Annotated in this window: 1 pseudogene; it reads right to left on the bottom strand. The window is 60.6% G+C overall.

Going from position 1 to position 251, the window contains the following annotated elements:
- Nucleotides 1–251, bottom strand: a pseudogene (locus R0K30_RS22815) (MBL fold metallo-hydrolase); the annotation flags it as partial.

Raw genomic sequence — 251 nt, 5'->3', positions numbered from 1 at the left:
CGTCATCGTCGGTGACATAGCGGCTCCACCAGGAGAAGTTGCGCTCGTAACCGACCGTTGTCGTTGGCACAGCTCCGAGGGCCTTGCCACAGGCGCTACCGGACCCGTGCGCCGGATAGATCTGAACATAATCTGGCAGAGCCAGAAGCTTGTCACGCAGACTGGCAAACATCTGCTTGGCACCTTCGTAGCGGGTATCAGCCCCTCCTGCGGCTTCGTCCAGCAAGTCCGGACGACCCAGATCACCAACG

The sequence above is a fragment of the Bacillus sp. SIMBA_154 genome (genome assembly GCF_046536015.1).
Lineage (GTDB): Bacteria > Bacillota > Bacilli > Bacillales > Bacillaceae > Bacillus > Bacillus pumilus_P.
Note: the sequence above shows the minus strand (reverse complement) of the source record. Positions and strands in the feature narration are given on the sequence as shown.